Source organism: Paenibacillus sp. FSL L8-0502, assembly GCF_038593055.1.
Taxonomy (GTDB): Bacteria; Bacillota; Bacilli; order Paenibacillales; family Paenibacillaceae; genus Paenibacillus; species Paenibacillus polymyxa_D.
The window spans coordinates 131,223-155,807 of record NZ_CP151958.1; the positions used below are offsets into that span (position 1 = coordinate 131,223).

At 46.7% G+C, this 24,585-nt stretch carries 24 protein-coding genes, 1 pseudogene and 1 riboswitch; of the genes and pseudogenes, 11 read left to right on the plus strand and 14 right to left on the minus strand.

Translation table 11 applies throughout. The features are described from left to right. Positions 1-25: 25 nt before the first annotated feature. Positions 26-727 carry a 23S rRNA pseudouridine(2604) synthase RluF gene (rluF, locus tag NSQ57_RS00505; RefSeq protein ID WP_029514947.1) on the plus strand — a complete coding sequence of 234 codons (702 nt, stop codon included), beginning with the start codon at positions 26-28 and terminating at the stop codon, positions 725-727. 134 nt (positions 728-861) lie between these two features. Here the strand turns inward: rluF and NSQ57_RS00510 are convergent, their stop codons facing one another. Both NSQ57_RS00510 and motA read right to left on the minus strand, forming a co-directional pair. After that, a complete protein-coding gene (locus NSQ57_RS00510) occupies positions 862-1,689 on the minus strand; it encodes a flagellar motor protein MotB (protein WP_029514945.1) in 828 nt (275 codons plus the stop codon). Beyond that, positions 1,682-2,476 carry a flagellar motor stator protein MotA gene (gene motA, locus NSQ57_RS00515; protein WP_029514943.1) on the minus strand — a complete coding sequence of 265 codons (795 nt, stop codon included), beginning with the start codon at positions 2,474-2,476 and terminating at the stop codon, positions 1,682-1,684. Before motA ends, NSQ57_RS00510 begins: the two co-directional genes overlap by 8 nt. Before the next feature lie 187 nt (positions 2,477-2,663). On the opposite strand from motA, the gene NSQ57_RS00520 reads away from it, so the two are divergent. Both NSQ57_RS00520 and NSQ57_RS00525 read left to right on the plus strand, forming a co-directional pair. Further along, positions 2,664-2,957: a hypothetical protein gene (locus NSQ57_RS00520; protein ID WP_013308186.1), complete on the plus strand. Its 294-nt coding sequence runs from the start codon at positions 2,664-2,666 to the stop codon at positions 2,955-2,957. 117 nt (positions 2,958-3,074) lie between these two features. Beyond that, positions 3,075-3,374, plus strand: coding sequence for a 4a-hydroxytetrahydrobiopterin dehydratase (locus NSQ57_RS00525; protein ID WP_007428083.1), 300 nt, complete (start codon positions 3,075-3,077; stop codon positions 3,372-3,374). A gap of 78 nt (positions 3,375-3,452) precedes the next feature. On the opposite strand, the gene NSQ57_RS00530 is transcribed toward NSQ57_RS00525, so the two are convergent. The 4 genes from NSQ57_RS00530 to NSQ57_RS00545 form a co-directional block, all read right to left on the minus strand. Beyond that, positions 3,453-3,959, minus strand: coding sequence for a GNAT family N-acetyltransferase (locus NSQ57_RS00530; RefSeq protein WP_209950353.1), 507 nt, complete (start codon positions 3,957-3,959; stop codon positions 3,453-3,455). A gap of 305 nt (positions 3,960-4,264) precedes the next feature. Further along, the gene (locus NSQ57_RS00535) at positions 4,265-4,765 is read right to left on the minus strand and encodes a C40 family peptidase (RefSeq protein ID WP_029514939.1); all 501 of its coding nucleotides are present in this window, start codon (positions 4,763-4,765) and stop codon (positions 4,265-4,267) included. 5 nt (positions 4,766-4,770) lie between these two features. After that, positions 4,771-4,908, minus strand: a riboswitch (cyclic di-AMP (ydaO/yuaA leader). Between the two features lie 276 nt (positions 4,909-5,184). After that, on the minus strand, positions 5,185-6,012 hold the full coding sequence (locus tag NSQ57_RS00540) for a hypothetical protein (protein WP_029514937.1): 828 nt from the start codon (positions 6,010-6,012) through the stop codon (positions 5,185-5,187). Between the two features lie 11 nt (positions 6,013-6,023). Further along, complete coding sequence (locus tag NSQ57_RS00545; protein WP_069011489.1) at positions 6,024-8,036, minus strand: M1 family metallopeptidase; 2,013 nt, start codon at positions 8,034-8,036, stop codon at positions 6,024-6,026. Between the two features lie 124 nt (positions 8,037-8,160). Here NSQ57_RS00545 and NSQ57_RS00550 point away from each other — a divergent pair, with 124 nt between their 5' ends. Both NSQ57_RS00550 and NSQ57_RS00555 read left to right on the plus strand, forming a co-directional pair. Continuing rightward, positions 8,161-8,667 (plus strand): YwhD family protein, encoded by a 507-nt coding sequence (locus tag NSQ57_RS00550; RefSeq protein ID WP_029514934.1) that lies wholly within the window; start codon positions 8,161-8,163, stop codon positions 8,665-8,667. A gap of 438 nt (positions 8,668-9,105) precedes the next feature. Beyond that, positions 9,106-9,612, plus strand: coding sequence for a PTS glucose transporter subunit IIA (locus NSQ57_RS00555; protein ID WP_029514933.1), 507 nt, complete (start codon positions 9,106-9,108; stop codon positions 9,610-9,612). A gap of 100 nt (positions 9,613-9,712) precedes the next feature. Here NSQ57_RS00555 and NSQ57_RS00560 read toward each other — a convergent pair whose 3' ends face one another. After that, a complete protein-coding gene (locus NSQ57_RS00560) occupies positions 9,713-10,462 on the minus strand; it encodes an MBL fold metallo-hydrolase (RefSeq protein WP_165150536.1) in 750 nt (249 codons plus the stop codon). 141 nt (positions 10,463-10,603) lie between these two features. On the opposite strand from NSQ57_RS00560, the gene NSQ57_RS00565 reads away from it, so the two are divergent. Further along, the gene (locus NSQ57_RS00565) at positions 10,604-11,149 is read left to right on the plus strand and encodes a histidine phosphatase family protein (protein WP_342425493.1); all 546 of its coding nucleotides are present in this window, start codon (positions 10,604-10,606) and stop codon (positions 11,147-11,149) included. A 56-nt stretch (positions 11,150-11,205) separates the two neighbouring features. Continuing rightward, positions 11,206-11,559, plus strand: a complete 354-nt coding sequence (locus tag NSQ57_RS00570; RefSeq protein ID WP_342426106.1) for a hypothetical protein — start codon at positions 11,206-11,208, stop codon at positions 11,557-11,559. A gap of 225 nt (positions 11,560-11,784) precedes the next feature. On the opposite strand, the gene NSQ57_RS00575 is transcribed toward NSQ57_RS00570, so the two are convergent. Together NSQ57_RS00575 and NSQ57_RS00580 are read right to left on the minus strand one after the other, a co-directional pair. Further along, complete coding sequence (locus NSQ57_RS00575) at positions 11,785-12,597, minus strand: pentapeptide repeat-containing protein (protein ID WP_069011488.1); 813 nt, start codon at positions 12,595-12,597, stop codon at positions 11,785-11,787. Between the two features lie 118 nt (positions 12,598-12,715). Beyond that, positions 12,716-13,108, minus strand: coding sequence for a VOC family protein (locus tag NSQ57_RS00580; protein ID WP_029514926.1), 393 nt, complete (start codon positions 13,106-13,108; stop codon positions 12,716-12,718). A 118-nt stretch (positions 13,109-13,226) separates the two neighbouring features. Between NSQ57_RS00580 and NSQ57_RS00585 the strand changes: the two genes are divergently transcribed. Further along, positions 13,227-14,276 (plus strand): hypothetical protein, encoded by a 1,050-nt coding sequence (locus NSQ57_RS00585; RefSeq protein ID WP_069011487.1) that lies wholly within the window; start codon positions 13,227-13,229, stop codon positions 14,274-14,276. Positions 14,277-14,410: 134 nt separating this feature from the next. Next, a complete protein-coding gene (locus NSQ57_RS00590; protein ID WP_029514922.1) occupies positions 14,411-14,875 on the plus strand; it encodes a hypothetical protein in 465 nt (154 codons plus the stop codon). A 146-nt stretch (positions 14,876-15,021) separates the two neighbouring features. Here the strand turns inward: NSQ57_RS00590 and NSQ57_RS00595 are convergent, their stop codons facing one another. Beyond that, positions 15,022-17,079: a PBP1A family penicillin-binding protein gene (locus tag NSQ57_RS00595; protein WP_029514921.1), complete on the minus strand. Its 2,058-nt coding sequence runs from the start codon at positions 17,077-17,079 to the stop codon at positions 15,022-15,024. A 282-nt stretch (positions 17,080-17,361) separates the two neighbouring features. Between NSQ57_RS00595 and speE the strand changes: the two genes are divergently transcribed. Both speE and NSQ57_RS00605 read left to right on the plus strand, forming a co-directional pair. Then, positions 17,362-18,189, plus strand: coding sequence for a polyamine aminopropyltransferase (gene speE, locus NSQ57_RS00600; protein ID WP_029514919.1), 828 nt, complete (start codon positions 17,362-17,364; stop codon positions 18,187-18,189). 272 nt (positions 18,190-18,461) lie between these two features. Continuing rightward, positions 18,462-19,754, plus strand: coding sequence for an MFS transporter (locus NSQ57_RS00605; RefSeq protein ID WP_069011485.1), 1,293 nt, complete (start codon positions 18,462-18,464; stop codon positions 19,752-19,754). A 149-nt stretch (positions 19,755-19,903) separates the two neighbouring features. Here the strand turns inward: NSQ57_RS00605 and NSQ57_RS00610 are convergent. The 4 genes and pseudogenes from NSQ57_RS00610 to NSQ57_RS00625 all read right to left on the minus strand — a co-directional run bounded on the left by NSQ57_RS00610 (position 19,904) and on the right by NSQ57_RS00625 (position 24,508). Then, positions 19,904-20,484 (minus strand): annotated as a pseudogene (locus tag NSQ57_RS00610) (TIGR00730 family Rossman fold protein). A 13-nt stretch (positions 20,485-20,497) separates the two neighbouring features. Next, complete coding sequence (locus NSQ57_RS00615; RefSeq protein WP_029514913.1) at positions 20,498-20,812, minus strand: MazG-like family protein; 315 nt, start codon at positions 20,810-20,812, stop codon at positions 20,498-20,500. Between the two features lie 205 nt (positions 20,813-21,017). Continuing rightward, positions 21,018-22,757: an ABC transporter ATP-binding protein gene (locus tag NSQ57_RS00620; RefSeq protein ID WP_342425494.1), complete on the minus strand. Its 1,740-nt coding sequence runs from the start codon at positions 22,755-22,757 to the stop codon at positions 21,018-21,020. Then, positions 22,754-24,508: an ABC transporter ATP-binding protein gene (locus NSQ57_RS00625; RefSeq protein WP_342425495.1), complete on the minus strand. Its 1,755-nt coding sequence runs from the start codon at positions 24,506-24,508 to the stop codon at positions 22,754-22,756. Before NSQ57_RS00625 ends, NSQ57_RS00620 begins: the two co-directional genes overlap by 4 nt. Positions 24,509-24,585 lie beyond the last annotated feature (77 nt).

The following is a 24,585-nucleotide window of genomic DNA, read 5'->3' on the forward strand; positions in this document are numbered from 1 at the left end:
TTAGTAGAAATGGAGGGTACACAGGTTGCGCATTAACAAGTTTATCAGCGAAACCGGTTTTTGCTCGCGCCGGGAGGCAGACAAGCTGGTAGAGAGCGGTCGCGTGACGATTAACGGCGAAGTGGCTGTGCTGGGTAGTCAAGCGGAAGAAGGCGATGATGTTCGCGTGAACGGCAAGCCACTGCGCGATAAGTCTGATCACGTCTATATTGCATTGAACAAACCGGTGGGCATTACAAGTACAACGGAGAGCCACATTAGAGGCAATGTTGTTGATTTTGTGGGGCACCCGCAGCGGATATTCCCGATTGGACGCCTGGATAAGGATTCGGAAGGTCTCATTTTACTTACCAACGATGGAGACATTGTGAATAAGATTCTACGGGCAGAAGGCAAGCATGAGAAAGAATATATTGTAACAGTGGACCGCCCTGTCGTACCGTCTTTTGTGCAGGGCATGTCTAGCGGGGTGAAAATACTCGGTCAGCGGACGCTACCTTGTGAGGTGACGCGTGTATCTGAGTATGTATTCCGTATTATCCTGACTGAAGGGAAAAATCGTCAGATCCGGCGTATGTGTGCAGCCTTCGGTTATGAAGTTAAAAAACTGCAAAGGCTGCGAATCATGAATATTCGGTTGGGGTCCCTTCAGAAAGGTGCCTGGCGTGATCTGACAGAGGCTGAGAAGCTGGAGCTTGGTCAGATGCTCGATTATACGCTTAGCTAATGCCAGAGGGGCTCGTATAGCCTAGAGCGTATGATCGTCGTATCTGAAAGGGCAAAGTACAGGAAGCACTAAACAAAGAGGCACCAGCTGCATAAAAATGCGGCGGTGCCTTTGTTCATATAACATATGCATAATCAACCTTCACTCGAGCTTGAGGTAGGACTGATGACTTGTGTCCCGTTCTGATATTTGCGAAGAACAGATATTTCAACACGACGGTTTTTAGAGCGTCCTTGACCATCTTGATTGCTTGCCAATGGACGATACTGGCCATAACCGATGGATACAAACTTGGTTGGGTCGAGATCTGGATTGAGCAACAAGATACGCAAGAAATTCAGAGAGCGCTTGGCGCTCAAATCAAAATTGGACGGGAACTGGCTGTTGGAGATCGGTACATTATCCGTGTGACCCGATACGATAACATCATAGCCAGGGAACTGCTGGAGCATACTAGAAATGGACTTGGCCAGCTTTCTTGCTTCCGGCTTTACTTCGGCCTGCCCGGATGAAAACAGGGCATTATCACTAATGGTAATCATTAGCTGCGATTGGTTTAGCTTGGTATTCAGCAACGGGGTCAGGCCGTTATTTTGAATATATTGATCCATCTGTTTTTTAAGCTTTTTTAAATCTTCTTCTTCCCGCTGGGCTAGCTGTTTTTGCAGTTCAGAGGTAGAAGTAGCCTTCGATTTTACGGGTTGTGACACTTGTTCTTTATTTTTGCCCATATCCATGGATTGTGACGACGGATTCGCGGCTGAGTGATCCAGTACGCCAGTGCCGCCATTAAAAGCTGCACTCAGGGATTGAGCCATAGTTTCAAATTTTTTGGCGTCGAGCGAGCTCATACCGAATAAGACAATGAAAAGAGCCAACAGAAGGGTCATTAAGTCGGAATATGGCAACAGCCAGCTTTCGTCAGCATGCTCTTCATGCGGTTCATGTCTCTTTTTACTCACTGGAATCGCCATCCTTCTGGGTCATCGTAGCCCGTTCGGTCGGAGTCAGGAAGATCGTCAGTTTCTGACTGATGGCGATCGTCGATATCCCCGATTGAATGGAAAGCAGACCTTCGACCATCATTAATTTAAGCTCGACTTCTTTTTTGGATAACCGTTTCAGCTTGTTGGACATCGGATGCCACAGGACATAACCTGTAAAAATACCGAGCAACGTCGCAATGAAGGCTGCTGCAATGGCATGAGAGAGCTTTTCCATGTCACTAAGGTCGGCCAGAGCGGCGATCAGACCTACAACCGCACCGAGTACCCCGAGCGTTGGAGCGTACATACCGGCTTGGGAGAAGATCAGCGCGCCAGAGCGATGCCGATCCTCGGTGGCATTGATATCCTCCATTAGAACGTCCCGTACGAATTCCTGATCATTGCCGTCAATAATCATTCGCATGCCGCCACGCATAAAGGGATCGTCGATTTCCTCTACCTTGGATTCCAAGGCGAGCAGACCTTCACGACGGGTAATGGATGCCCACTCGGTAAACGTACCGATGAGCTCTTTGCGGTCTAATAGTTTTTGTTCGGTAAAGATAACCTTGAACAGCTTCGGAATCCGTTTGATTTCTGCCATCGGGAAGGCCATAAATATACTCGCTGCCGTTCCGACGAAAATAATCATGTAAGCAGCGGGATTATTGACCAGATTGACGACCGGAGCGCCTTTTAAGATCATCCCGACGACCAGTGACAAAATCCCGAGCACAAGTCCGATAATGGTTGAAATTTGCATGATACACCTCATCCATGAGAATAGATTTTGAATCCTTTCATGCCGCCGGGGTCGTCCTTGCCCCAAGCGCGTCATTACAAGACGGATTATAGTATTTATCGACAAAACTCTCTTTTTTGTTAAGTGCGAATTTCCGGTATAATAAGGTGATTATGTATTGAATGGCGGAACCATTGGAGGAAATGGCATGGGAGTAAAGCATGGACGTGAGTATGAACAAATTTTGAACGATTTGACAGAGGCTGTGGGGCGCATCCCAGATAGCTATGAATTTTTTGAGATGGAAGCAGAAGATTGGGACAGGCTGGACCCGGCGGGACGTCAGGAAGTCAATGAAGCTTTGGCAGAAGACTTATTTTATGCACTGGGTACAGAGCCCACAATCACTGTAGGGAGTGGCGTTGTGATCTATGAGCCGGAGCAGCATCGTATCTATGTACTGATTGGGGACGAGGAGCTTACGTCAGTCCCTTTGATTTGAGGTCCGTCTTATGGATTTATCAACGGGGCCGTGGTAATATGTACACCAATATATCGTAGTTTTGGCCGTATTTAAGCGGTCGAAAGGCTTCCGTATAAACGGGGAGGAGTTCGTAACATGCCTTTTACACAAGAAGAGATTGAAGCACATCTGGAGAAACTGGAGGGCTGGGAGCTGGAGGAAGGACGTTGGATCGTTCGGAAATATAATTTTTCCAGTTTTATGAAAGGGATTGCATTCGTGGATGAAGTTGCCGCTATATCTGAAGCATTCAATCATCATCCATTTATTACGATTGATTACAAGACCGTGACTCTGCGTTTGACCTCTTGGGACGATGGCGGTATTATGGCCGTGGATATTAAGGAAGCCCAACAATATAATGAAGCTTTTGAAAAAATGCGTAGCAGTCATTGAGCTTGTAATGATCTGTCGTATGATGATAAAAGCGCCTTCGCTATACAACATCGTGGTTGTATGCCGAAGGCGCTTTTATCATAGAACCTGGGTTGGGTGGTCTGGACGATATACCATACAATAAAACGGTTTTTTGCCATCGGGAGTCTGGCGTTCATAGGTATCTGTAAGCTCAAATCCAGCCGCCTTGTAGGCCCGAATAGCGCGCCCATTCCAAGTGAGCACCTCTAGATCAATTTCATTCTTCGGGTTGCGTCGTTGGGCTTCCTCTGCAATGGCACGGACAAAATCTGATCCTTTGCCATGTCCGCATCTGTCAGGGTGCATTCCAAGACCTAGCCGGGTCACACCGATCATAGGAAAATATTGAGCAAATCCTGTCAGCTTGTTCTCTTCATCCAGTACGGCAACATATTGCTCTTGGCGAAGCGTGGGACTCCCAAATTCGACTTCAAGCGCCTTCATTTGTTCCCAGGGGAGCCAACCGTATATGTTATAAGGTGGATCATAGCGCCACTCACAGATTGCAGCCGCTTGATGCTCGTCCATCGGTACGATCCGATAGTTGGATATTGAGGCCGGCATGTGTTCCATCCTCCTTTTACACAGGTACTTCAATCATTAACAACAGATTGTAGACAAGTTGCAGGGGAATGGCAAGCGTGTTTATTTCATACCTAAGTCGGGTATACATTCAATAAGAAGGAATTACTGCTCATATGCTCCCCCAGCGGTGACGGTAAAACCGACGATGTTCGCTAAAATTGAAACCTTTTGAGGTGTCAGTTCGTCAGTAAAGATAATCATTGCTGATGTTGTGGACATAAAAAACCGCAATTCGATTCCGGCCAGAATCAAATTGCGGCTAGGGTTAGCTTGCTGTGCGTTAGTTATTCTACGTTATCGTCATCAGGAATATCTGAAGCTACAGAATGGTAAGCGTCTGTGCTCATAATTCTTTTTGCACCGACATAGCGGTTAGCGTAATAATTTTCGTTCAGTGAGCTAACTACTACACCACGTGAAGTCGAGGAGTGGGCAAATTTCCCTTCACCTACGAAGATACCTACATGGGAAATGCCTCTTCCTGTGGTGTTGAAGAACACCAGGTCCCCAGGCCTCATTTCATCGCGGGATACAGAAGATCCCATTTTGAATTGTGATCCAGATTGATGCGGAAGTTTAATTCCCAGTTTGTTGAATACATACATTGTGAAGCCGGAGCAATCGAATCCCTCGAGTGTAGTGCCTCCGCTTCTGTAGTTCGTTCCTTTGGCATCTTGGATGACCTGGTCCATCTTGGAGTCTGCAAATGCACTGCCGCCACCGAATGTAAAAGATGTAAAGGCAATGGCAAGACTCATAGCTGCGATCGTTAGCTTCTTCTTCAAAAAAAATATACCCCTTCCAATGCCTGCGAGGTTAGCTTAAGGATTCGGTAGAAGGTTCCCCTATGACCACTCTGTTGCGAGATCAATTCACCCAAACTGGTTCCCCCGCTTCCTAGGTGCCAGGAATTAGGCTTTACTTAAGATGTGCACCTTGGAGAGCAGTATTCACAATAACGATATTTTTGAGATAAAGGTTACAATAAAGATTACAAAGTTGTTACTATCAGTTCACTGCGATTATTGTAACAAAGTCGGCTGGCTTTGGCAAATGTTTCATTGCAAAAAGTTACAAAAAAAATCTGCTCCTAATGTCCCAGGAACAGATCTTGTTAACAGTATTCAGTTATGTGCCGTTTGCGCGGTTATGCATAAAGTTTTTTCGACAGACGGAAATGAAGTGATTAACATAAAGGAAGGGCTTAGCTTCTACTGGAGATATCGGTATGCCATAGTCTGTACTGCGAACTGATATGCCACAGCCTGACCAGACTAGTAACAAAATGATACGATTGTTGGAGAATGAGCGCGAGCATGCCAGTCCAAATCATCGCCACGGTGCCAAATAGACCGAAGACCAGCAGCACACAAGCACCGAGCAAAAGGGATATACCGACAGCTGGGAGAAGCTGGCGAAAGAAGGCGAGCAGGGACGATAGTATGGCGTGACCACCGACAGTGCCTAGTTGCATATACAGGATGCACTGCCGAATGAACCATCCGTATGCCATCCATCCCATGGCATAGGGCAACAAGTGCAGCAGGTAAGAGGGAGATTGAAGCGTACCTGCTACAATAGGGTAGAGTCTCGGTACTACCCAAAAGGCGGGAATCAGCAGCAGTCCCAACTCGATGATGTAATACAACAGCGACGACATGCCATGGCGTTTCATACCTTTGAAAAAGGACAGGCTTTGCGGCTCAGTCGCATCGGTATGCAGGCTTTGATATATTCCGGCTCTAATGAAGGGAGTGATCAGTATGCGTAGTACAGTCGCCCCTAGTAGTATCCACAAATACACATGTACTTCCCGGCTGTCCATCAGAGCAATCTGGCTCTCCATCCAAAACAAGGTCTGTCCCAGCTCGTTTTGACCCTGATCAGGATAACGGAGCAGTAGCGGGATAACGGCAGATTGTACCAGCCGATAGAGAAACACCCCCCACAGTAATCGATACAGAAACAAAATGATAACGATATAAAATCGTATGCGCACCAGCGCCCAGCCCTCTTTTATAACAGTCCGCATCTATAGACACCTCACCATGACAGACTTCCAAGCAGTGTCTCCAACAGCTTGGTTACACTTATACTCCAACGGGTTTGTTGCTTTTCGTCCAATTCGGCTTTTAGGGTATTGTTAATATGCTTGTTCTCCAGTGCAATGGTATATAGGGGATCAAGGGTTACATAGGAAACGGGAGAAGTACTTTTGATCCGAAAAGTTGTGCTTTTGCCCGCACCGTCCCAAGCCTTGAATTTCGTGGTTCCATCCTTGAAGGTAAATTGGACAGGGATCTTGGGATAATCCGCCCCTTTTTTGCTGACCGTCACGACTGCTTCATATCCATTCTCCAGCTTGTGGTTTGTGATGTGATCCACTGAAAAGTCCGCCATCTGGCCGTCATATACATACTGTTCAAAATAGTGGCTCCATGAGCGTCCGGTGACTCTCTCCACGATACGTTGAAAATCCTGTGAGGACGGATGCTTAAATCGGTACGTCTGGACGTAGGTCCGCATAATGCGATCCATTTTTTTCATACCCACCTGACGTTCAATGCCCCGTAGTACCAGCTTGCCTCGAGAGTAGGCATTTTGCGCGTACTCAGCAGCCGAGCCGTACTTCCATGACTCACGGTTTAGCGGCTGTGGGGAGGATACCTGTCCCGATTGTAATGGCAAGTTGGGGGTAAGCCCATATTCTTGCTCCATAAGTCGCTCCTCTGCATAGGAGGTGAAGCCTTCATCCAGCCACGGCTCCTCAAATTCATTATTGGCTACCATTCCATAGAAATATTGATGTCCAATCTCATGAACTAATGTCCGTTCCAGACTATAGCCAGGATTGAGATTACCCGCAGCAGCGGCCGTGATGAGTGTCGGATACTCCATGCCGCCAGCTCCATTGCCTGATTTAGGTGGAACCACGATGGACAGGGTGGAATATGGATAAGGCCCGTACCATTTGCTGTAGTACAAAAGAGCGGCCTTCGCTGCGCTCATATAGCGTCCTTTGAGCTCCTTGTGCGATGGGTCAAGGTAGAGCTTGATTTTGACACCAGGGACTTCAGCAGAAGAAAAGGGTTCTTCTACGGCTACAAAGTTGGGTGAAGCGGACCAGGCAAAATCGTGTACATCATCGGCATAAAATTGATATATTTTTTGTCCGTTCTGTCGGACGGCACCACGGGTGGGAAATCCGGTCGCTGCTACGATATGAGTTTCAGGCACCCGAATCCGTACGCTGTAAATTCCAAAATCGGCATAAAACTCGGAGTTACCATGATACTGGTGGAGGTTCCAGCCCTCCTCGGCGCGTCCACGCTGCCCTGCAGTCTCGTAGACACTGAGCTTCGGGAACCACTGTCCTGCCATTACAAAATCATCTGTCCCACCCATACGAGCAAAGATGGCAGGCAGTTTTACCTCAAACTTCATATATAATGTGATTTCTTCGCCACCTCGTACTGGCTTGGGTAGACGCACCTTCATGAGCGAACGGTCGCCTGCGTTACCGTCATCTGGCTGCACATATTGGATGCGATGCATGAGGGATAAACCGTCTTCTGTTTTTAGTTCAGTCAGCGTCATAGAGCCAAAGCCGTCTTTGGGCATGGTGTCTCCGCGCAGCTTTCCACCGGATTCCTTCATAAAGGTGGTTTCCATGGAAGAGAAGGCGTTCGGGTATAGATGAAGATACAGATCATTCACGGTTTTCTTGCCCGGATGTTTCCAGGTCAGTGTCTCAGTGCCTCGCAAAACCTGTCCCTTTTCCAGAGATACATCAATGTGGTACTCTACCACCCGTTTGCTGAGGATTTCTGTAGCGGGTTGTGGAGGGTTCTTGGGCAGGTCAGGCAGGATGTTTGCCCCTAGAGGCTTGCCCACATTTGGGGCAAGCGCAGACTCAGACAGGGAGCCGTATAGTGGTTGGCCTATGGACTGCGGGTCGGATTGCGATTGGGGCTGCCAGGCAAACCATAACGTCCCTGCGAGGAGACCGAGGGCTAGTGTAGACAATAAAACGATTTTAGTGCGTGCTGGGGTCATACAATGGATACCTCCCGTTGACAAGCATCTACAGCATGTATATGTTTGCTTTCAGGAGATTATTAGTTAAAATATTTATAGTGTAGAATGAGTGTGAAGACGGAAAATGGAGGTCTAGTGACGCATGAGTGAAAATCAGCCGGACGGCAAAAAACAGATTGCACTGAACATTGTCAGTGGCAAGAGTAAACATAAGGGTTTCGGCGCAGGCTCAATTGACCTGAACAGCATGTCACCGGTCATCATTGACCGAGGAGAGGCGAAAATTGATATCGGTGCCATGCATGCCAAAAGTAAAGTAGAACGTGGTATCAAGTTCTCTACGAATAAAGAGGACGTACCGAACGGACGCCAGGTATGGCTCGTATGGGTAGCTGTGGACCGTACAGCCGAAGGACGTATGTACGGCGGCGCCACCGCCTGCGAGATGCTGATTGACGACGAGGCCAAACGCGGCTGGAAAATCCTCGCCGATCACGTCAACCGTATGGATTACGCGCTCAAGCGTCGTTTCATGCTGGAGGATCTCGGCAGCGAAGATAAGGCAGCGCTCAAAAGCCTGCTCATTTCGCATAACGAGGAATGGTGGGACGCTTCGCCTGAGGAATTGAAGCAGGCGCTGGAAGGGTAGGCCAAGCGTTAACACGATTCCAGTGTACACAACTGCTTAAAGAGCAGTCGGCAGTAAGGTTCAGAAGTAGACCGATACCTTGGTTGGGGGCGGTCTACTTCTTTTTCATGTAGGTAAGCAATGCTGAATGAACATGCCAAACATGATCATCAAAGAAATTGCTGGAAAAGTATACTATAAAAAATCTGTTTTTAAGAGATAAAACACTTAAATCGGCAATTTGTTAGAGCACCTCCAAGTTACATGAAAATTATTGTAACAGATATGTAGTTATGAACTGATAGCTCCTTGACATCCTGGAAAGGCATTCACTATAATTCAGATAGAAATCGCTTCCACTCTTCTTTCTATTCATTTTGTGGAACCGGTTCCTTGAAAGATGTAGTTAAGTCCTATTTACTGTTTATGAATGTAATCTCTAAATAAGGTGGCATCGTTATGTTTAAATGGTTGAAAAAGAAGGCGGCTCCTCGTATTGAAGAATTCGAAATGATAGCACCAATCAAAGGAAAAGTGGTTTCCCTGGAGGAGGTTCCAGATCCTGCGTTCTCTACGAAAGCTATGGGGGATGGCATCGCTATTCATCCGTCTGAGGGTAGGGTCACCGCTCCTTTCGCGGGAAAAGTTGCCCATGTCATGGAGAAAAGTAAGCATGCTCTGATTATTGAACATGAATCCGGCGTACAAGTTTTGATACATGTCGGGATTAATACCGTCTCTCTCAAAGGACAAGGGTTTAATCCTCATGTCCAAGTAGGAGATAGCATTAAAGCTGGGCAATTATTGATGGAGTTTGACCTGGATGCGATTCAACAAGGTGGATTGCCTGTAATTACGCCGGTAATCGTTCCAGATGGGCAAGAGATGATTAGCCATGTGGAAATCCTGGAAGGTACATCTGCCTCTCCAGAAGTACCTGTATTAAGAGTTCACTTAAAAGCCTAGTTCTCATTCAAAAAAGACTAACCAGGAATTCCTGGTTAGTCTTTTCTTTAGATGATTCACTGACCAGTCAAGGGGTGGGTACGACCATGTAAATCAAAGGTTAGGATTCATATATTTCAGATATCCGCTGATTACAATTGCCTTCGTACAGCCCTCCATGAAAGCAGACCACTTTTTTAATATCATATGGCAGCAGGTTTTTAAGAGATTCTTTGGCCATATTGAAATCACAGCAGTATTGCGGGTCTGGAGCCAATAATTTGCCGCTTACTACGCGTAGAGCATCTCCTGCAATCAGGGTTTGACTGGATTTATGATAGAAACTTAAGTGTCCTGGTGTATGTCCAGCAGTATCTATAACTACGATCCCCCCACAGAAGGGCAGTTCCTCTCCGGCAACGATGGTGGAGTTTACAATAGCCTTTGGGGGATTTTCAAGTGTACGCCGGAATGCGTGTCTCCACTCTACCGGAACGGATTCGGGCATGGAGCTTACAGCTTGATCTATTGCTTCTGGAGTCAGCTTTATAAGCTGTTTTTCTCCCTGTATATAGGGCTTTTCGATAGAACTGGCTAATACTTGAACTGGGGATGAAGAGGCTCGGACTATATCTGCTAAACTGCCGATATGGTCAAGGTCCTGGTGTGTTATTAATATAGAGGTAAGTTTATGGATTGCTAATCCGGTGTCTAGAATAGCCTCATGTAAAAGTGAGAGTTGCCCGGGGTAAGCCGTATCAACTAAAATCATGTTATCTTCGTCCCACACTAAAGTCGGGTGAATACTCTCTATACTTCCCATAATGTTAGCAGAAACCTGGAGCATGTGTATTCCCTTGTCTAATTGCATCGAATCCCTCCCATAAGAGTTGATGTAATACAAAGGAATCGTATCATTAAACATAAATATGTAAACCTATACTATATCATAAAAATAATTATTTGTAAATATGTATAATTTTAAATTTGTGTGACAGTTAGGAGTGATGACGTGAAGAGAATTTATTTTGTCAGACATGCCCAAGCAACAGGACAGGAACCAGATGCCCGACTTACCGATGAGGGTACCCGACAAGCTGAGCAGTTGGTTGATTTTATGGAGAATGTAGGTGTGGAATATATTGTGTCCAGCCCGTGGAAACGGGCCGTGCGAACCATTCAGCCCTTGGCTGAACGGAAACAGTTGCAGGTGTATACTGATGTACGTCTTCAAGAACGGGTAATTAGCCATGAGCATTTGGATCATTGGCTGGACGTGCTGGAACAGACCTATTTGGACGAGGACTTGAAGCTGGAGGGAGGGGAATCATCCCGTGAAGCAGTAGATCGAGGAATCCAGCTTGTTCAGGAGCTTATAGAGCGGGCGGAAAAAACGGTTATCATTGTAACTCATGGAGCTTTACTATCTCTTCTCATTCGATATTACGATCCGCAGTTTGGGTTTGAGGACTGGAAAAAGCTTTCGAATCCCGACGTGTATTTGCTAGAACTGAAAGAAGCAGAAGCCAAGATTCGCAGAGTGTGGAATACGGGTTGAAATAAATAAAGCACGTTCACATAAGTGCAGAATGGAATCGAAAGGGGAGGCGCATGTTGGATGCAAACCGTTTTTTAGAATTAGAAAAGGCGTTGTTTCAAGCTTGGTCTTTGGAGTCTAGCTCTAAATGGACCGCAAATAATCCTGCGTCTGGGCAATGTGGTGTCACAGCACTCGTCGTTCAGGACAGGCTTGGCGGCGATATTTTGAAAACATGGCTGGATAGTGGTTGGCACTATTACAACCGTATTGGTGAGGACATTGTAGATTTTACGAGGTCGCAATTTTCAAGCCTTCCACAGTATCAGCATGTACACTCCAACCGGGAAGAAGCATTCTCAGACACCAATGCAGAGCAGTATGCAGCCCTAAGTCAGAGATTAAAGGAATTTCTAAACGAAGAAGAATAAGGGGATTTAAATCTGGATGCAGTCATAAAGGCGTGATTTTTGAACCTGATCCAATGGAAGGTGCTTTTTGTTGCCCAATATACATTAAAGAACTGAGTAATCAGTAAAATTCTTGAAGATAAAAGCTGTATTTACGTTATAAAATGAGCTATATACTGAGGTGAGAATAATAAAGAAGTCGTGCGCTAACACGACTCGAATATACAACCACTGCTTAGAAAAAAACTAATGCAGCCAATGGTTTGGAATGCTTAGAGAAGGGGGCAGTTTGGTTTTACAATTGCCCTTAGCCGAATTTAATTGCGCCTGTGTAAGAAAGATACTTCCTTCCAGATTAGCCCCACTTAAATCAGCATCTCTAAAATCCGTACCGATCAAGTCCGTCATTCTCAGATCAGCCTCTCGCAGATCAGCAGCAATCAGTAAAACTCCTCTCAGGTTGGTACCTCTAAGATCAGCGCCTCTCAAATTGGCCCCGATAAGGTCTCTACTCCTGATCTTTTTACTATATTTGTTGTGCTCTATGTTTTTCTTAACTTTTTCTCGTACTAACTCACTTGTTTGTAAAAGTAAATCATTGACTAACGCCCTATGGGTGGGTACATGAAGATTTATGAGAGATTTTGGATCTTGATTCGTAAGCTGCTCGGTTTTCGCCATAGCCTTTTGTAAGTCTGTATAGATGGGATGAGTTTCTTTTAAGTTAAGGGCTTCATTTAGGTAATAAAGCATTTCATGAAGCTGTTGCATGATGGGAAATATATTGAACATTTCCTCAGCTATTGCCGGATCGTCTCGCCAGCTTTTTCCGTTGTATGTAACTTGGGAAACTTTTTGGCCTGCTCCAAAGCAATCATATACTGTACAGCCTCGCAAGCCGTTATTTCTTAGGTTCTTATGAATATTACAACGATAATCCGCATTTAGGTTTTGACAAGGGGTTCCTCCGTCCTTATTAAAAGCAAAATCGGCTGATTTAGCATAAGGCAAGGCTACACAGCATAAACCAAAACATTGTTCACAATTTGCACTATACAATAAACACACATCCTTTTATTGGCACCTATTAAATATAATATTACCAAAAAAAGATGGAGCATGGTCTATTGTTTTTCTATAGACTTCTAGAGTCTGCTGGATCGTTTAGAGAAGAAATTTAGTCTTTTGCCAAATTTAATTGCCATGAAACACCGTATTTGTCTTCAACCCAGCCAAATTGTTGGCTTACGGGCGAGGCTTCAAGGGGCATTAGAACTCGGCCTTCCTGAGATAGCTGACCAAACACACGATGAATTTCTTCTTCCGAATCACAAGTGACGAATAGCGATAGAGCTGGGGTAAAAGGGTGTTTGTCCTGATGGTTATAGTCTATAGCCATAAAGGTTTGCCCTTTGAGGTTGAATACGGCATGTAACACGGTCCCATCTTCCTGATGGAAAATGCTCATGATACCAGACGGCTTAAAGACAGAGGTATAATATTGCATGGCTTCTTCTGCTTGACCAGAGAACATGAAAAATGTTGTAATTTTTGGATTGGAATCATGCATGAGATCAGCTCCCTAGACTGGATCGTAGATGGTAACATCTTTCCTCTTTTTTAATAGAAATATTCAGCATTAGAGAATTGCTTTATGAAGACGTACACACGTGAAAGGAGAAAACAGGATGATGGACACGACAGCAAGACTTATGGATATGTTCGGCTCAGGCAAGAAGCTGGACGCCAGCATCATTTCCGCCTATACGGATGTGGTTGCCCAATATGGGACAGTGGAGGATGCGTGGGAGTTATATAGGCTTTTTGTAGAAGATCCCCACCATTATATCAGGGGGTTGCTCCTCCAGCCGATCATGAGATGCGGGGATGTTACTTTGGCGCAGGATATGTACGAGCGTTATGTGCGAAATCAGGCATCCCCAGAACATATACCTGACGGCGTGCTGTATGTGCTAGGTTATTTGGGTTATGTGGAGGCTGCTGCTGATCTTGTCGCTTTGGTGAACGGACCGTATGGAGCTGTGTCTGTGGATGCCTGTTTGGGACTGGTACATCTTCCATGCGAACCGTACCGTGAGAAACTGGCGGCTGAATTGGAAAAAGTGTTGGATCAGCATTTGTTTAATGAATTCTTACCTCTGCTAAGCTTCAAATGCACTACTGAAGATATGGTTCCACGATTGGTGCATTGGGGAGAACGACATGCCTCGGTAGACTGTAATGCGGGAATTATTGCTGGAATTGCCTTGTTTGGAGAGGAGCAAAGGGATACGATTCGGTCTATTTTGTGGAATCCGCTTTGGGAGGCTCATGGAACAGCTACGGGAAGCTGTGTGTGGTCTTATATTGCTATGCAACATGTAGGGTTGACCTTTAGAGAGCTTATTCAGGATATAAAAAGCTGTGATGTGTCCAAAGCAGGTGTACAGGACTTGGAGTACCGTTTGGAAGTGTTGTATGAGATGCTGGAACTAAAACTAAGTTATACAGCCCGACCGATCCGGTTCGCTCGCTGTAACGAGGAATCATTTGGTCAGCTCTATAGCGATTTATTTAGCTGGTCCACAGAGCATAAGGATGACTCTATGATAGGCTGGATGAACGACAATTTAGGGTATAAGCATCGGCTGCTGGAACAGTATGATGAGCTCAGGAAACGAGTCGAGATTAAAATGATACATGAAATTGAGCTGGAGCATGTTCAAAAAGGAAGTTAATCGTATCAGGAAATAAGAATTTTTGATGTAAAAGGACGAAATAGCGGAGTTTGGCGGAGATATGGGGATTCGCCCAGTCCGCGGGCTGGTGTCCCGCATAGGATACATCAGCCTAGACACAAGGAGTGAAACACATGTCTTTACTGCCACAAGTTCCTTTCGGAACGCAACCGGGTATTCCGGGTCCATTCACGCCGTCAAGTCCTCCGATTCCACAATTTCCTGATATGCAGGATTCGTTCCCGTCTCCGATAGGTCCGCCACCAGGCCCAGGATCATTTTCGCCACAGCCGTTCTCACCGCCGCCGCAAGGGCCGTTCGGTCCGCAAGGTGGGCAGCAAGCTCAAGCACCCACTTCTCCACCACCGCAATTTACGCCACCGAAGCCGCTGGTTTCGGCGTATGCGGTTGACCCTGGAGCCATCTTCGGTTGTTTGTTCCGCAACACGTTTGTATGGCTGACGAACGGAGAGCGTTTTTGGCTGTACCCTGTCTTTGTAGGCAGAACATCGGTAGCGGGTTTTCGGTGGAGTGGACGTTTTTGGTTTTATTATGGTGTAGACCTCAACCGTATTGAGTCGTTTAGCTGTTATTGGTAATAGCGCAGCTTTAGGGAAGAGTGGGGTTTAACGGGATGATGGCTGATGGCACTGGCAAGAGAGTTAAATGGGCATATGAGGTAAGTGATGCGAAAATAAAAAGACTGAGAGAGCGCTCATCGCGTTCCCCCAGTCTTTTTTTGCTATTAATCCATCCACCAACGCTTAAAATTGCCCCACCACGATTTCTTTTCAGCTTGTCGCTCCGCTTGGTCAGTTGGTGTGGATGCCGGTTGGTTATCTTGCCCCGATAGCGTCTCCTTCGGCTCCGTGCCGCTGACGAATACCTCCAGCCGCTTGTCCGGGCTGTCCGGTGCAGCCAGCTTGCCGCTGGCCGGGTCAATATAAGCGCTGACTACGCCGTCAGGGATAGGAAAGATTTTGGGTGGCACATTCTCCAGCGCTTTCTCCGTATATTGCGCAAAAATCGGAGCCGCCCGTCGGGCATCCTGTGTGCTGATGTCCTTGCCCTTGTCATAGCCGACCCAGACAGCGGTGGACAGCTCGGGGGTAAAGCCGACCATCCACGCATCGGTGTTGGTCGTGCCGCTCTTGCCGGCAACCGGGCGCTTGATCAGCTTCGCGACCCGGTTGCCAGTGCCGCCTTCCTCGAACACGCCTTCCATAAGGCGTGTGAGGACGTAGGCGGAGGCGGGCTTCACCACCTGCACGGGCGCGGCTTGGGGCGCTTCGTACAGCGACCGCCCGGCAGCATCGGTGATGCGCAGCACTGCCACCGGAGCCACCTTTTGCCCGCCGCTACCGATGACCGAGAAGGCCGAGGCCATCTCGAACGGGCTGACGGGCGACACACCCAGCGCTAGCGAAGGTACGGGCTTGAGCTCGCTTGTAATGCCCATTTTGCTGGCGAGATCCATGACCTTATCCGTTCCCACCTTCAAAATGGTGCTAACGGCATAAATATTATCGGACGCCGCAATTGCGCGCCGAAGATCTATTTCGCCCAAATATTTGTCTCCAAAATTTTTGGGCTTATAGGTCTTGCGATTGTTATCGTAGTGGAACAACGTCGGTCGGCTTTCGAACTTGGACGTACTCGTCAATTCGCCGGAATCCAGTGCGCTTAGATACATAATCGGCTTGAAGGAGGAGCCTGGCTGCCGGGTTGTGGCCAGCGCATGATTATATTGATTCCCGACATAGTTCGTTCCGCCGACCATGGCCTTGACATGCCCGTTGCGCGGGTCCATGGAGATTAACGCGGTTTCCAGTCCGTTGCTGTTCTTCATGCCCTCGTTTACAGCCGCCTCGGCTGCTTGCTGCATGTGCATGTCCAGCGTGGTATAAATACTCAGGCCGCCATGCTCAAGCACCCCTTCGCTAATCCCGAGCTGATGTGTCACCAACTGGCGGACGTAATCGCGGAACCAGGGAGCGGTTTCCACTGTCCGACGCTGGCTCTCGGGCCGCAGGGCTAACATTTCCTCATAGGCCTTGGTGGCTTCAGCCGGTGTAATTTTGCCGATAAGCGCCATGGAGTCCAGAACAATTTTCTGCCGATCCTTTGCATTTTTCATATGATTATACGGTGAATAGTAGGTTGGCCCTTTCGGAATACCTGCTAACAGGGCGCTTTCGGCCAAATCCAGATCTTTTGCGGATTTACCGAAATACATTTGCGAAGCTGCTTCAATGCCATAGGCGCCGTGACCATAGTAAATTTCGTTCAAATACATTTGTAGCAGCTCATTTTTGGTGTACTTCATTTCAAGCTGTGCGGTATAGATAGCCTCCTTGGCCTTGCGCGTCCACGTTTTCTCATGAGATAAGTATAGATTGCGTGCAAGCTGCTGAGTCAGCGTGCTGGCCCCTTGCGACATATCCCAGCGGGTCAGATTAACGATTACCGCCCGGCCCAGACCTTTGAAATCAAAGCCAAAATGATCGTAAAACTTCCGATCTTCCACAGCCAGGGTAGCTGCAATCAAATCGGGTGAAATGTGATCAAGCTGGACCGGAATGGATTCTTTGCCTCCAGCAGAGAAAGTGGCGATGACTTGCCCCTGACTATCGAGCAGACGTGAATTCCGGTCCGTATCCGCGAGCGGAAGGCTGGTCGTGTACAAATAGGCGAGCAGGATGCAGGCGGCGATGACCGTCAGAATCGTGAGAGACATCAGTCCTTGAAACAATCGAAGCCAAAGCGGTTTACGCTTGGGGGATCGTCCGGTCGTATCGGTCATCATGCCACCTCCTTCCATAGTTGATGTTCTCAGTATAGTCAATCCGAAAGCGTCTATTCATCAGATACACATACGTGTCTATTTTAAACAAGATTAAATCTCCAAATTGCTTTAGCAGCTCATTCAGGTATCACTTATAATGCAAAAAGTGTGAAATTCCAATGTGTTTGGTACAATAAATATAGCAAACTTGGCGTTTGCGTGTTACTGATATAAGGAAAGTCAACGTTTATGCTACCGGATTGCCGGACACATACTTTGATCAGAAAGAAGGTTGGAATGATGGACTTGTGGTTTACGGAGAAGCAGACTCCCTCTTTCGGCATTACAGCAAAAATCAAACAAACCTACGTCTCTGAGAAAACAGATTTTCAGGATCTGGCTATGATCGAGACAGAGGAATTCGGCAATATGCTTGTTCTGGATGGCATGGTGATGACAACGGTTAAGGATGAATTTGTGTATCACGAAATGGTAGCACATCCGGCTTTGAATACACATCCGAATCCGAAAAAAGTTTTGGTTGTGGGTGGTGGCGATGGCGGCGTTATTCGTGAGGTCATCAAGCACCCTGAAGTGGAAAAGGCTGTATTGGTGGAGATTGACGGTAAGGTGATAGAATATTCTAAAAAATATTTGCCTGAAATTGCCGGAAAGCTGGACGAGCCTAATGTAGAAGTGCTGGTCAATGACGGATACATGCACATTATTGAACACAAAAATGAATACGACGTCATTATGGTCGATTCGACGGAGCCGGTAGGTCCGGCAGCCCCGCTGTTCGAGCGCGGGTTTTACCAAGGTATTTTTGAAGCATTGAAGGAAGACGGTATTTTCGTTGCACAAACGGATAATCCTTGGTTCAAGGCAGATCTGATTCAGAAGGTTAACAAAGATGTGAAGGAAATTTTCCCGATTGTGCGTGTATATGGTGCGAACATTCCAACCTATCCGAGTGGTCTATGGACATTCACGTTGGGTAGTAAGAAGTATGATCCGCTCGAAGTAGACGAAAACCGAATTCCAGAGATGGACACCCGATATTATAGTCCGCGTTTGCACAAAGCGGCGTTTGTACTACCTAAGTTTGTAGAGGATTTAACGAAGTAAACATTTTAAGAAAAAGCGTCTTAGTGGTCTTTATTGCCTGTTTTTGGGCGGAAAGGAGCGCTATAGGCGCTTTTTTGTCTTGAATAAGATTTAAAAATGGCCATGAAAGCATACTGGACACTGAATTTCCTTTTAAGATAAAAGAAGGAAATTTAAGGGTGTGTGTAGAATATACAAAAAACCAGACATTTAACAGATTTGTAATGTCAACAGGGACGGTTTGGTTATGGAAATACATAAATCGGCGATGTACCAAAGAGGGGGAAACTTTTTTGATCAGACGCTCTTTTTATTACCTGTGGGGGTCCCAGACGATCTCCAACGTAGCAGATATCATCTACATGTTGAGTGTAGTGGTATTGGTGTTCAGCTCAAGTAATTCCTTAATGACGACTATTCTAATCCCGCTGTTCCGATTGTCTGCCCAAGTGCTTAGTGGGCTCGTTGCACCAATCGTCCTCGGCCGATTTCGGCTAACACGCGTGTTGCTATTTTCCCAGTTTGGTCAGTTTGTCATTTTTACGCTACTGCTGCTTTATTTGTGGATCGTACCTGAGCAGAGGTCGTTTCTATTTATTTTTGTGATGGTGTTCGGTATGTCTTTTCTGGATGGCTGGACCAATCCTGCGCGTAATGCGCTTGTACCCCGTTTGGCTACGGGTGAAGGGCTAATGCGTGCCAACGGCATGGTGGCGGTCAGTGATCAGGTGGTCAGGTGTGCAGGCTGGGCGCTGAGCGGAATTATTGTGGCTTGGCTGGGTTCCCTGAATACGCTTGTGATTGCATCCTGTTGTTATCTCGTGGCTGTAACTGTCACGTCCTTCATTCGTGATCCGCTGGATCAGAAGGAATTAAGTCTTGAAGCTTCGGATTCCTCGACAAATGCAGTAGAGCCTGCAAAGGCAAAGGAAAAAGGCTCCCATTGGAAAGAGCTTGGGGAAGGCTGGACAATCATTTGGCACAACCGTCGTATTCGTTCTCTGATGATCGTCGATAGCGTGGATAGTATCGGGGGAGTCTCCTGGCTTGGGGTATTTATTCTGGCGTACGTCAGCCAAGTGCTGCATCGGGATGCGAGCTGGTGGGGCTTTATGAATGCGTCCTTTTTCTCGGGCACGATTTTGGGTGGATTGATTGTCGTTGGCTTGGTCAAGCGATTGCAAAAGAACAGCTTTTTGTACATGCTCGGAGCATTGCTGGTGTATGTACTGATTACCATTGTATTTGCGCTGAATACCATCCCCGTTGCTGCGCTTATTCTTTTTGCTGTATCAGGCTTACCTGTTCAAATGGCGGGGATTATTCGCCGCACCTTGCTGCAAACCAGTGCACCGCCAGCCCAGCTGCCCAAAGTGATGGCGGGAATTGATGTGCTTACAAATCTCGCTTTCGGTCTGTCTTTGTTATTCATGGGCTGGTATGCAGACCGTTTCGGTATGGTGCAGGTGTATTTGTTGGCTGCGGCCATGACTACCGTTGCTGTTCTGATCGGCTGGTTCTACCGCAGGGATTTTCAGGAAAGTGAGCAAATGGACCAACCAACCGCTACGGGCGCTGGGATTTAAAATTGGGGTTCCCGTTAGGCGTGACAGCATTCATTGGATGAGTTCAATTTTACAGGAACACCACTGGAATAACGTTGACGGTGGTGTTCCTTTCATATCATATTAAATTAAATGGTATGTCTGTTGAGCAATACGTGCCATTCCTAATGTCAGGTCCGTTTGCTCGTGAGATATGTTTTGACGGCAGGAGGAGTGTAATTTGTAAATTGCTGTAGGATTCCTTGCGAAGTAGTATCCGTAATTACCAACGCACGATATTTTTCCTGCATAAATTGTTCCTCAACCATACGATTAAACAAGGAAATAAGAGGATCGTAATAATGGTTAATATTTAAAAGACCGCATGGCTTTTCATGCAAGCCTAATTGCGCCCATGTGAAAATTTCAAAGTATTCTTCCATTGTACCTGGGCCACCTGGTAAAACAATGAATCCGTCCGCAATCTCTGCCATTTTAGATTTTCGTTCGTGCATGGAATCAACAATGATTAATTCGCTCAGGCCACATGTGCAATTTCACGGCTTTGCAAAAAGTGAGGGAGTACACCGATGACGTGACCTCCTGCATGAAGTGCCGCGTCAGCCACTGCACCCATTAAACCAACACTTGCTCCTCCATAAATCAGGCTTATTTCCTGTTCGGCAAGTGCCTTGCCCAGAGCAACAGCATGCTCTCGATAAATCTCAGACGCTCCATTACTGGAACCGCAAAAAACAGCAATGCTTTTCATATGAGATTCTCCTTTATGTATATCTTTTTGCAAGTTTTTGCTGGTGTGTTCGAAATATATCCTCCAAGGTGATGTCATACTTGTTGGCGATCACGATGAGATTACCCAGTACGTCTCCAAGTTCTTCAGTTAAATGCTCCCTGTTCTCCTCGAATGAACCATCGATCTCATCAGGCCGGTCTCTGCCGATCTCCAGGGCGCGAATAGCTCTCGCAACCTCCCCGGTTTCCTCTGCCAAGAAACCAATTCGGACGAAGATATCTAAATCAGACCAGTTCCTCTCTTGATAATATTGCTTGACCCACTTTTGAAATTCATTAATATCCATATTCAGCCTCCCAACTGAAACCCATGCATGATGTTGGCTATACAAACCATAAGGTTTAGATGAAACGGAAACGTTTGTTCTCGTTTTATTATATAATATAGGGGGGGATTTATCAAAGAAAAATAAAAAAGCCAATTGCTTAAAAAGCAACCGACTTTTTTTAAGAACGTTGACCTTACTGATGCGACCGTATCCGGTCAGCCTTTTAAGCCGTAGTAAACTGGCTGTTATAGAGCGAGGCATAATGGCCGCCGCTGGCAAGCAGCCCCTCATGGGTACCACTTTCGACGACATCGCCGTTTTTCATGTATAGAATCAAATCCGCTTCGCGGATGGTCGATAGTCTGTGGGCGATCACAAAGCTGGTGCGTCCGGCAATCATTTTCATAAATGCTTTTTGGATACGCGCTTCTGTCAGAGTGTCTATGCTACTGGTCGCTTCATCCAGGATCAGCATAGGTGGATCGACGAGGATTACCCTCGCGATGGTAAGCAGCTGTTTTTGGCCTTGCGACAGGCTGTCGCCTGACCCGCTGATGACCGTATCGTAGCCATGAGGCAGTCGCTTGATGAAGCTATGCGCATTGGCAGCTGTTGCAGCCGCGATGACTTCTTCGTCCGTGGCTTCCGGCTTCCCGTAAGCGATATTGTCCCGAATGGTTCCGCTGAACAGCCATGTATCTTGAAGCACCATACCAAAGTTAGTCCGCAGGTTGTCCCGGCTCATGTCGTTGATATTCACCCCGTCGATGGATATCGAGCCGCTGTCCACATCGTAAAACCGCATGAGCAGATTGACGAGTGTGGTTTTGCCAGCTCCGGTCTGTCCGACAATGGCCACACGTGTACCCGGTTTAACCTCCAGACTAAAGTTCGTAATGAGCGTACGTTCCGGGTTATAGGAGAATTTGACATGATCAAAAAGAATCGTGCCTTTGCTGCGCTTCAGCTGTACGGCGTTCGATTTTTCCGGCTGCTCTGGCGGTGAGTCCAAAATCGCAAATATGCGCTGAGCAGAAGCCGTGGCTGCCTGGAACTGGGTGAGAACACCCGTAATTTCATTAAAGGGCTTGGCGAACAAATTGGTATAAATCAGAAAGCTCGACAATCCACCTACCGAGATCCCACCCAAAATAATGGAAATACAGCCAATCATGGCGGTGACTGAAAAAGTCATGTTGTTCACCAATCGGGTAGAGGGGTTGGACAATGATCCGTAAAACTGCGATTTCACCCCGGCTTGATACAATTGTTCGTTTCTGGCGGAAAATTCCTCAAGCGAGCGGTTTTCATAATGAAAAGCAGTAACTACCCGTTGCCCGCCGATCATTTCTTCCACGTAACCGTTCAGGCTTCCTAAAATTTTGGCCTGTTCGCGGAACATACGCTGTGACCTTGTCGTAATGAACCGTGCCACACCGTATGTGATCGGGGCAGACACCAATACGACCAACGTCATGATCGGACTGATATACAGCATGAGTACAATGGAGCCTATAATCGTAATAATCCCGGTAATCAAGGTGGAAAATCCTTGCAGAAATCCATCCGACACAGCATCCATATCGTTCACGAAACGGCTAATGCTGTCTCCTTGCGGATGAGTGTCATGAAAGCTTAACGGAAGGATATTAAAATGATCAAATAACTCCCGCCGCATATCATTTACGGTCTGAAAAGCAATACGGTTCGTCAAATACGTGAGTAGCCAGCTAAACAGACTGCCTACAACATATACAATGCCTAATCCAGCTAGAATCTGTGCAATACCTTTAAAATTCACTGCTCCCTTATCCACCATGTGGTCGATAGCTTGACCAATCATGTAGGGTCCGATCAGACTGGCAAGCACGCTGAGAATCGCACTGACGATGACCCAAAATGTTGTTGTTTTATATTGACCGACATAGGTTAACAATCTTCTCCAGGTTTCCTTGCCACTCATTGGTCCACCTCCTGCGTTGAGAGCTGGGAGCGATTAATTTCCTGATATACCTCCGAGCTGCTCATCAACTGATCATGTGTGCCGATTCCGACAATCCGGCCTTCATCAAATACAATGATTTTATCAGCATGCTGTACGCTGCTTACTCGTTGCGAGACCAGTAGGACAGTCATGCGGGTGCTTTTTTCCCGTAGCGATTTCCGGAGGGCGGCGTCAGTTGCAAAATCAAGTGCGCTTGAGGAATCGTCCAAAATCAGAATTTCCGGATTGCCTACAATAGCTCTGGCAATGGTAAGTCGCTGTTTTTGTCCTCCCGATAGATTAAGTCCTCCTCGGGTGATCGGGGCATCGAATTTTTCCAGCAAGTTAGAAATAAATTCATCCGCTTGCGCGATTGCTGCGGCTTGAGCGACTTCCTCGTCGGTGGCGTGTTCATGTCCCCAACGGATATTATCCGCTATCGTCCCAGTGAACAGCAGCGCCTTCTGAGGAACAATACCGATTTTCTGCCGCAATTGCTCAAGCTTATACTGCCGTACGTCGATGCCGTCAACCTGTACACAACCCTCTACCGCATCATAGAAGCGGGGAATGAGATTCACAAAGGTGGATTTCCCCGAACCTGTTCCTCCGATGATTCCAACCGTTTCACCAGGATAGATGTTTACCACTACATCGTTAAGTGCCAGTTGCCCTGTCGTATTGTATCCAAAGGAAACATGATCAAAAGAGATGGCTGGTACAGCGCCATGCCCACTTGTTCCCTCCCTATCTATAGATGTAGAAGTAGCAGCAGTGTCGGAAATCGAAGCTTGCGTGTCTAGGACCTCCTGAATCCGCGCTGCTGAAGTGGCAGCCTTGGTGAACAAAATAATTAAATTGGTCACCACAATCAGAGCTAATAAAATTTGCGTAATGTAATTAATAAAGGCAATAATCTCCCCTTGTGTAAGTGATCCATATTGGATATGGATGGCGCCGATCCACAGGATTGCAATAATAGCTCCGTTTACCACCAGCAAGGTGGCAGGGCTTAGCAAAGCAGAAATACGTCCGACACGAATAGCGGTCTGAGTCAGGTCATCCGAAGCGGCGTTGAATTTAACTCGCTCAGCGCCTCTTTTGGCAAATGCGCGTATGACCCGTACGCCTGTAAGATTTTCGCTAAGTACCAGAGCGATTTTATCGAGTTTTTTTTGATACCGACGATACAGTGGTGAAGCCTTGGTAATGACCACATACAGGATCAAAGCTAGAACCGGTGTAGCCGCCAACAGCACCAAAGCCAGGCGGAAATCCAGGATCATGGACATGATAATAGCCCCGATACAAATAAAAGGAGCACGAATGACCAGACGAATCAGCATCGCTACAGCCGTTTGGAGTTGATTGACATCATTCGTAATCCGGTTGATGAGCGAGGGCGTACCGAACTTATCGAGATCAGCATAAGAAAACGATGAAATATGTTTAAACATCGTATTGCGCAGCGTAGTTCCGAATCCTTGGGAGGCACGGGCTGCGTAAAACTGACACACTAATGAACTGCCAAAGCCCAGTATAGTCATGAGTAACATCAAAAGACCCATCTGCCAAACATAATGGGTGTCTCCTTTACCTACACCATGATTGATCATTAAGGCAACCATAGTGGGCAGCAATAGTTCCAAGATGGCCTCAATCAGTTTAAATAGAGGCCCAAGAATCGTTTCCTTTTTATAGGGTTTCAAAAAAACAGCAAATTTCAGCAAATAAACCATCACCTAACCTAAATAATGTATATAGCCTCATGCCGCAATAGCATATCTGAATTTGATTATGTCATATC

What these genes read in the sequence shown, in the direction of transcription:
- NSQ57_RS00590 (WP_029514922.1), top strand. Translation starts at nt 14,411, where the DNA reads ATGTCTTTACTGCCACAAGTTCCTTTCGGAACGCAACCGGGTATTCCG.
- NSQ57_RS00545 (WP_069011489.1), bottom strand. Translation starts at nt 8,036, where the DNA reads ATGACCCCAGCACGCACTAAAATCGTTTTATTGTCTACACTAGCCCTC.
- NSQ57_RS00615 (WP_029514913.1), bottom strand. Translation starts at nt 20,812, where the DNA reads ATGGATATTAATGAATTTCAAAAGTGGGTCAAGCAATATTATCAAGAG.
- NSQ57_RS00520 (WP_013308186.1), top strand. Translation starts at nt 2,664, where the DNA reads ATGGGAGTAAAGCATGGACGTGAGTATGAACAAATTTTGAACGATTTG.
- NSQ57_RS00620 (WP_342425494.1), bottom strand. Translation starts at nt 22,757, where the DNA reads ATGAGTGGCAAGGAAACCTGGAGAAGATTGTTAACCTATGTCGGTCAA.
- NSQ57_RS00550 (WP_029514934.1), top strand. Translation starts at nt 8,161, where the DNA reads ATGAGTGAAAATCAGCCGGACGGCAAAAAACAGATTGCACTGAACATT.
- NSQ57_RS00585 (WP_069011487.1), top strand. Translation starts at nt 13,227, where the DNA reads ATGATGGACACGACAGCAAGACTTATGGATATGTTCGGCTCAGGCAAG.
- speE (WP_029514919.1), top strand. Translation starts at nt 17,362, where the DNA reads ATGGACTTGTGGTTTACGGAGAAGCAGACTCCCTCTTTCGGCATTACA.
- NSQ57_RS00525 (WP_007428083.1), top strand. Translation starts at nt 3,075, where the DNA reads ATGCCTTTTACACAAGAAGAGATTGAAGCACATCTGGAGAAACTGGAG.
- NSQ57_RS00595 (WP_029514921.1), bottom strand. Translation starts at nt 17,079, where the DNA reads ATGACCGATACGACCGGACGATCCCCCAAGCGTAAACCGCTTTGGCTT.
- NSQ57_RS00530 (WP_209950353.1), bottom strand. Translation starts at nt 3,959, where the DNA reads ATGCCGGCCTCAATATCCAACTATCGGATCGTACCGATGGACGAGCAT.
- motA (WP_029514943.1), bottom strand. Translation starts at nt 2,476, where the DNA reads ATGCAAATTTCAACCATTATCGGACTTGTGCTCGGGATTTTGTCACTG.
- NSQ57_RS00555 (WP_029514933.1), top strand. Translation starts at nt 9,106, where the DNA reads ATGTTTAAATGGTTGAAAAAGAAGGCGGCTCCTCGTATTGAAGAATTC.
- NSQ57_RS00540 (WP_029514937.1), bottom strand. Translation starts at nt 6,012, where the DNA reads ATGCGGACTGTTATAAAAGAGGGCTGGGCGCTGGTGCGCATACGATTT.
- NSQ57_RS00580 (WP_029514926.1), bottom strand. Translation starts at nt 13,108, where the DNA reads ATGCATGATTCCAATCCAAAAATTACAACATTTTTCATGTTCTCTGGT.
- NSQ57_RS00560 (WP_165150536.1), bottom strand. Translation starts at nt 10,462, where the DNA reads ATGCAATTAGACAAGGGAATACACATGCTCCAGGTTTCTGCTAACATT.